The 6,875-nt window shown below is 32.2% G+C and carries 9 protein-coding genes; 6 read left to right on the plus strand and 3 right to left on the minus strand.

Going from position 1 to position 6,875, the window contains the following annotated elements; all coding sequences use genetic code 11:
- Window positions 1–4: 4 nt before the first annotated feature.
- Entirely contained in the window at window positions 5–730 is a 726-nt protein-coding gene (locus tag K292_RS0111795; RefSeq protein WP_027399992.1) for an ABC transporter permease, read from the minus strand.
- Window positions 727–1,491 carry an ABC transporter ATP-binding protein gene (locus K292_RS0111800; RefSeq protein WP_027399993.1) on the minus strand — a complete coding sequence of 255 codons (765 nt, stop codon included), beginning with the start codon at window positions 1,489–1,491 and terminating at the stop codon, window positions 727–729. Before K292_RS0111800 ends, K292_RS0111795 begins: the two co-directional genes overlap by 4 nt.
- A gap of 146 nt (window positions 1,492–1,637) precedes the next feature.
- Between K292_RS0111800 and K292_RS0111805 the strand changes: the two genes are divergently transcribed.
- The 4 genes from K292_RS0111805 (at window position 1,638) to K292_RS0111820 (ending at window position 4,706) form a co-directional block, all read left to right on the plus strand.
- Window positions 1,638–2,342, plus strand: coding sequence for a response regulator transcription factor (locus K292_RS0111805; protein WP_027399994.1), 705 nt, complete (start codon window positions 1,638–1,640; stop codon window positions 2,340–2,342).
- A 4-nt stretch (window positions 2,343–2,346) separates the two neighbouring features.
- Window positions 2,347–3,705 carry a sensor histidine kinase gene (locus tag K292_RS0111810; RefSeq protein WP_027399995.1) on the plus strand — a complete coding sequence of 453 codons (1,359 nt, stop codon included), beginning with the start codon at window positions 2,347–2,349 and terminating at the stop codon, window positions 3,703–3,705.
- A gap of 157 nt (window positions 3,706–3,862) precedes the next feature.
- Window positions 3,863–4,408, plus strand: a complete 546-nt coding sequence (thpR, locus tag K292_RS0111815) for an RNA 2',3'-cyclic phosphodiesterase (RefSeq protein ID WP_027399996.1) — start codon at window positions 3,863–3,865, stop codon at window positions 4,406–4,408.
- A 16-nt stretch (window positions 4,409–4,424) separates the two neighbouring features.
- Window positions 4,425–4,706 (plus strand): DUF503 domain-containing protein, encoded by a 282-nt coding sequence (locus K292_RS0111820; RefSeq protein WP_027399997.1) that lies wholly within the window; start codon window positions 4,425–4,427, stop codon window positions 4,704–4,706.
- A 51-nt stretch (window positions 4,707–4,757) separates the two neighbouring features.
- On the opposite strand, the gene K292_RS0111825 is transcribed toward K292_RS0111820, so the two are convergent.
- Window positions 4,758–5,225 carry a YbaK/EbsC family protein gene (locus tag K292_RS0111825; protein ID WP_027399998.1) on the minus strand — a complete coding sequence of 156 codons (468 nt, stop codon included), beginning with the start codon at window positions 5,223–5,225 and terminating at the stop codon, window positions 4,758–4,760.
- 435 nt (window positions 5,226–5,660) lie between these two features.
- Here K292_RS0111825 and K292_RS0111830 point away from each other — a divergent pair, with 435 nt between their 5' ends.
- Window positions 5,661–6,461, plus strand: coding sequence for a nitroreductase family protein (locus K292_RS0111830; RefSeq protein ID WP_027399999.1), 801 nt, complete (start codon window positions 5,661–5,663; stop codon window positions 6,459–6,461).
- Between the two features lie 151 nt (window positions 6,462–6,612).
- On the plus strand, window positions 6,613–6,875 hold a 263-nt coding region (locus K292_RS0111835), incomplete at its 3' end, for a transposase (RefSeq protein ID WP_037373165.1).

The following is a 6,875-nucleotide window of genomic DNA, read 5'->3' on the forward strand; positions in this document are numbered from 1 at the left end:
CTCCTTATTCATAGTGCAGTTTTTTTGACATCCATAATCCTGCACCAAGGAAGAGGACTATTTCCATTGCAGAAACAATAATAACTGCCATATCTGGCTGTGCACTCATAGCTACTGCGGGCTTTAACATTACAACAAATGGATGAATAAGCATCAATCTTATATCTGATGTGGCAAGAGCCATGCCGCTTAAAAATCCTGCTACCCCTATGCCCAGTGGGAACCACATATTTTCAAAGCATGAGGAAACTAATAACATAAAGGACAATACTGGCATAGAAGTAATAAATGAATACCCTGCAAAGGTTATAAGTGTTACTAATTCAAACGCTCCTTGTGGTAAATATGTCATTCCAATTTGAACCAGTGCCACATTTTGCAGAGCTACAGCCAAGATAAACATCACAGTTATAATCAAGAATTTACTAAAATACATAGACGTAATGTTTATCGGAAGCATATACATCTTTTTGAGTGCATTACCCTTAAACTCAATATTATAAATCATACAGGCAGCTACTATAATAGCAAACATATTCATTATCATAATCATGCCGTAAAGTTGGGTCAATAGTACATCCATTGGAGCTAATGGTATATTTAAAAGCGTTTCTTTTCGCACAATAAAGTTTATAAAAGCGTATGCAGCACCTAAAATACCAACTCCCAACAATAGTGCAATTACGCCAGTCCGTTTTTCTTTCCTAAGTTCAATTACAAAGGTCATCATAGCTTTGTCCTCTGCTTTCTTGCAGTATTATCCTTTTCCACCATTGAAAGAAACACCTCTTCCAAATTTTCCGCAGCATACCCGGACTGTAATGCGTTTTGGCGTAACTCATCCAAGGTGCCTTCAAACAATATACGTCCATGATTCAGAATTCCAATATCGTCTGCTATCAATTCAATTTCAGACAACATATGTGATGAAATTAAGATGGTGCAATCATATAAGGCAGGCAAGGATTTTATCAAATTACGAATTTCATGGATACCTGAAGGATCAAGTCCATTTGTTGGTTCATCCAAAATAAGTATAGGAGGTCGTCCTAACAATGCACCGGCAAGACCTAAACGCTGTTTCATACCTAATGAATACTTTTTTGCCAAGCGGTCACCAAACTCGGTAAGACCAACTAATTCCAAAGCATCCTCTACCGAGTTTTTCTTCAAGCCCAAAATCCGACGAATAATTTCAAGGTTTTCCCGGCCTGTCAGGTTGGAATAAAACGAGGGTGATTCAATGAAAGAACCAATCTCTTTCAGTATTTTCAACCTATCATCTGGGAATTGCTTCCCGTTAATGGTAAAGCTGCCCTTTGTAGGAACAGTCAATCCCAATAAAATTTTCATTGTGGTAGATTTCCCTGCTCCGTTAGGACCAAGGAAACCATAAATACTACCTTTACGAATGTGAAGTGAAACCTTGTTGACGGAAATAAAATTTTTGTATTTTTTAGTCAACTGTTCTGTTGTAATAATATAGTTCATATAAAACATCTCCTTTCGTTGTTTTTATGTTACAACATCATCCTTACTTTTACATTCTTGTATCCTTACTTTTACCTTACTTTTACCTTAAACCAAACCTTAAACGAATACGTTATGATATACTGTTTGTAAACGGAGGTAACATTATGGATAATTCTTTTTTGCATATTAAAAAAATAATGCTTATAGATGACGAGCCAGATTTACTCAAATTAGTTTCAAAAATCTTAACTGATGAAGGTTTTAAAAATATAATCATTGCTACTTCTGTTAAAGAAGGTATTTACGTCATCAAAAATGAAAAGCCTGATTTAATAATTCTGGATGTAATGTTGCCGGACGGAGATGGTTTTTTACTCATGGAAGAAATACGCTCATTTACAGAAGTTCCAGTAATTTTCCTTACAGCTAAAGACGAAACTGCTGATAAATTGGCAGGTTTAGGTCTCGGCGCAGATGATTATATTGCAAAACCTTTTATGCCGAAGGAATTATTATTGCGCATTTATGCAGTATTACGCCGCTGCTACAAAGAAGAAGGCACCCTCTTATTGAAATTGGGCAATTGTACGATTGATTTCAGTCGGGCAGAGGTAATAAGGGATGATGAAGTCATTCCTTTAACGGCAAAAGAGTATACTTTACTTGAAACACTCTCACGGAATGAAGGGAAAATTGTCACTGTGGATGCAATTTGCGAAGCTCTTTGGGGAGATAATCCTTTTGGGTATGAAAACAGTCTAAATGCTCATGTGCGACGCATAAGAGAAAAGATAGAAGCAGAACCATCAAAACCTGTTTCTCTTATTACTATTAAGGGATTAGGTTACAAATTAAATACAAGGGAGTAACACTATGAGATCATTTGGAAAATATATATCTAAACACCTAGTATCTTTTGCAGTCTTTATTCTTTTATTATTACTTATCAATGTTATTGCCTTTGGATGTACTTTTCATAGCATTATTAAAAAAGACTATGGGGGAGTATCACCTAATAATATGTTAGAAGAAATTGCCGCAGCATCTACCTTGGATGGATTATCTGATGAAGCCCGCAATAAATTGGAAAGCAATCATATTTGGGGTATTTTTCTCAATGCGTCAGGAGAAACCATGTGGTCTGTTAATTCCCCTCAAAACATTCCTGCTCATTTTACAGTTCAGGATGTCGCTATATTTTCAAGAGGCTATCTTGAAGATTACCCTGTCTTTGTTTCTAATACCCATAGCGGACTGCTGGTATTGGGTTATCCGAAAGACAGTTATAGCAAACTCACAAGCAATTATTTTTCTATTCAAGCTATTAGAACTTTACCACTTTATTTTTTAGGAATGTTAACTATTGATCTTCTTCTACTATTTTTCTTTTACCATTTGTCGAAGCAGAAAATCATTAAAAATACAGAACCGATTATTTCATCAATTAAAACACTTTCCAACGGTAATCCTGTATCTCTTTCTATCAGCGGCGAATTATCAGAAGTGGCTGACACTGTAAATAAAGCATCTAAAATTTTAAGTAGACAAAATGAAGCCCGCGCTAATTGGATTAGTGGAGTTTCACATGACATCCGCACCCCACTGTCTATGATTATGGGATATGCTGAATACATTGCAAATGATGAAACCGTAGTCAATTCCGTAAGAGAACAGGCTAACATTGTACGAAAGCAAAGTATTAAGATTAAAGAACTGGTACAGGATTTGAATTTAGTATCACAACTGGAATATGAAATGCAGCCATTGCACAAGAAACCTGTTAAATTATCAAAACTGCTACGTTCCTGTGTAGCAGAATTATTAAATACAGGTGTTTCTGATTTTTATTCCATTAATCTTGAAATCGCTCCAGCTGCTAAAAACACCTCAATAGAATGTGACTCTCGTTTAATCTCGCGGGCTATAAGCAATTTGGTACAGAACAGTATTAAACACAATCCACAAGGCTGTAAAATCAAGATATCTCTTGATTGCTCCGATACTGCCCTTATACTTATTATTTCTGATAATGGAATTGGATTGTCCAGTGAAAAGCTGCAAGAGTTAGATGAAAAACCTCATTACATGAACAGTACTAATGAAAGGTTGGATTTGAGGCATGGTTTAGGACTGCTGCTTGTCAAACAGATTATGAAAGCCCATGATGGAACAATGAAAATAAACAGTATTGCTAATCATGGATTTACAACAACTCTAACATTTCAAAAATAAGCAACACTAGTTATCTCAAGTGTGTTATATTTTTAATTTCAGGCTTGTATTTAAGTCATTTTTGAGGAATACTAGAAGCATTTGCAAGATCTTTATAAAATTGTTTTATCTATTTAAAAATAAAAAATATATATTATATATAATGGAGATTAAAAAAATGCGTTTATTTTTAGCGATTAATTTTAATAAAAACATAAAACAGAAACTTAAAAATATACAGAAGCAACTAAAGGAAAAAACTTATAAAGGAAATTTTTCAAGAGAAGAAAACTTTCATCTCACTCTAGTATTTTTAGGTGAAATAAGTGAAAATAAAGTTTTTCTAATAAAAAATGCAATGGATAATATTAATACAGAAGCATTTAGTATTGCTTTTAATAAATTAGGGGTTTTTAAACGAAATAATAAAGATATATGGTGGGTGGGAATACTAGAAAATAAGAAACTTCTAAATATGCAAAAGGAGCTTTCCCTTAACTTACTTAATCATGGTTTCATTATAGAAAGTCGAAAATATTCACCGCATATCACACTTGCACGAGAAGTAATATTAAAAAAGGATTTTGATAATGATATGTTATCTCAAAAGTTTACAATTCCTGTTTCAGTAAATGAAATAAGCTTAATGAGATCTGAAAGAATACATGGCAAGCTAACATATACTGAAGTTTATAAAAAAAGCCTTTTGACTACTAATAATTAAAGGAGATTTTTAAATAATGATTGTATCAATTATGACTATAAAATTATATGCCTCTTGGGTACATTCTTTAAAAGAAAAAAGAATGATAGTAAATAGTATATGTAATAAATTGAAAAATAAATTTAATATTTCAATTATAGAAAGTGATGAACAAGATCTACATCAGACTATCGTAATTTCTATTGCTTATCTTTCAGCAAACAAAGCACTTTCCCACAGCATTTCAGAAAAAATAATATCCTTTACAGAAACGAACACGGAAGCAACAATAATAAATATTACACATGAAGATCTATAAAGCAGAGACAGTAAAGTCTAACTGTCTCTCATATATTTAGATTTATATTTTTTACCAACCCTTACAGACATCAACCCATTCTTCAAAATTTGTATATTGTTCCAATTGCGAAATAGTAAGTTCAATGGCACTGTTACTGCTTCCGCATGCAGGAAAAACAGTCTCAAATCTTTTTAATGATTCATCTAAATACACATGGACATTATCATTAACAGCGAAAGGACAAACTCCACCTACAGCATGTCCAATTATTTCTTCTACTTCATCTTTTGATAACATCTTTGCTTTTACAGAAAATTTAGATTTATATTTAGCATTATCTATCTTTGCATCTCCTGCCGTTACAATAAGAATCCCTTTATCACCCGCTTTAAAAGAAATTGATTTTGCAATTCTCTTCATATCACAGTTCAATGCCTTAGCTGCTAATTCTACTGTAGCACTTGAAATATTAAATTCAAGTATCTTATCTTTCATATCATATTGAGAAAAATATTCTCTTACTTTTTCTATGGACATTTTACTTCTCCTAAAATTATTTAAAATATGAAACCATTAGAATCATTATAACATGACACAAGCTGACAAGCATGTTTCAATGATTCTTTCATATCAGCAACGCTATTTCAATCATTAGAATCATTATAACATGACACAAGCTGACAAGCATGTTTCAATGGTTCCTTCCTCTCAGCAACGCTGTGTCAATCAATGGAACCATTATAACATAAATTATAAAAGTTTTTATACAATCAATGTTATTTTATATATTGAATACGGTCATTAAATGCCTTGCCAGTTTAGACTACCTTAATATATTGCGATAATTTTATATTTATAATATAATAATTAGATTCAAAGGATTTTGTTATTATTAAATACAAATACATAAAAAATTAATTGTGTTTTAGACACACATTAATATTAATGTTAAAGAAAGGAAGTACTTATAAAATGATTACTGTAGATAAATCAAAATGTATAAAATGTAAACAATGTATAAGAATATGCCCGTTTACGGTTATTCAGGAAGTAAATGAATATCCAAAGCTTAATGAGAATAAAAAATGTATAGAATGTCTACATTGTATATCAATTTGTCCTGAAAATGCACTTATATATGATTGTGAATGTAACAGTAAAGATTGCCAATGCCAATCGGTTCCATCAAATGAAGTAGTATTAAGTGATGATTTCAGCAAACAACTTGCTCATCATATTAAAACCAGAAGATCAATACGTCGTTATAAAAACAATGTAGTGGAGAAAGAAACCATTACGAATGTTCTAGATACTGTAAAGATGTGTCCAAGTGCAAAAAATCAACACCCTTGTAAATGGATTGTAATAAATGGCAAAGAAAAAGTTTCTAAAATAATGGATATGGTCTTAAGATGGGTTAGAGAAAATAAGATATCACCTGAAATCTTAACTGAATATGAAGCAGGTAATAACTGTGTAACTATGAACGCACCAAATATACTAATAGCTTATGGTAGCGAATCAGCAATAAATTCCTATACAGATTGTACAATTTCATTGACATCCGCAGAACTTTTATTCCAGTCAAAAGGCATCGGAACTTGCTGGGCAGGATATCTTACTAGAATCTCAAACGCGGATACTGAGATCAAAGAATATCTAGGTATTCCTGACGGAAGTAAAATTTATGGTATAATTACCATGGGTTATCCCGATAATGAAAATTACATTAAAATACCTTATCGAGCTGATTCTGATATTAAATGGATTTAAATTTTATAAGTTAATAATAAAAAACTCTCTGATTATTACCTCAGAGAGTTATTTATTATAAAAATTTAGAGACTGTGAAAAAAAGTCTGTAAAATATTAAAACTATATAGCTTTCTATGATAAAATCAAATTATTATAGGAGGCTATTTTTATGGCAAAGAAAAATGTGTACAAAGTTGGTCCATTGACCGAAGGGAAGAAAAACATTATTGCAAGTTTAATTGAAGAGTACGATATCGAAACAGCAGAAGATATTCAAGATGCTTTGAAAGATTTGCTTGGAGGTACTATTAAAAGTATGATGGAATCTGAAATGGATGATCATTTAGGCTATAGCAAATCAGAAAGAAGTTCTAATCCTAACTATCGCAATGGTAGTAAATCCAAACATGTTAGAAGTAGTTATGGAGAATT

This window comes from Anaerovorax odorimutans DSM 5092 (assembly GCF_000426305.1).
Lineage (GTDB): Bacteria > Bacillota > Clostridia > Peptostreptococcales > Anaerovoracaceae > Anaerovorax > Anaerovorax odorimutans.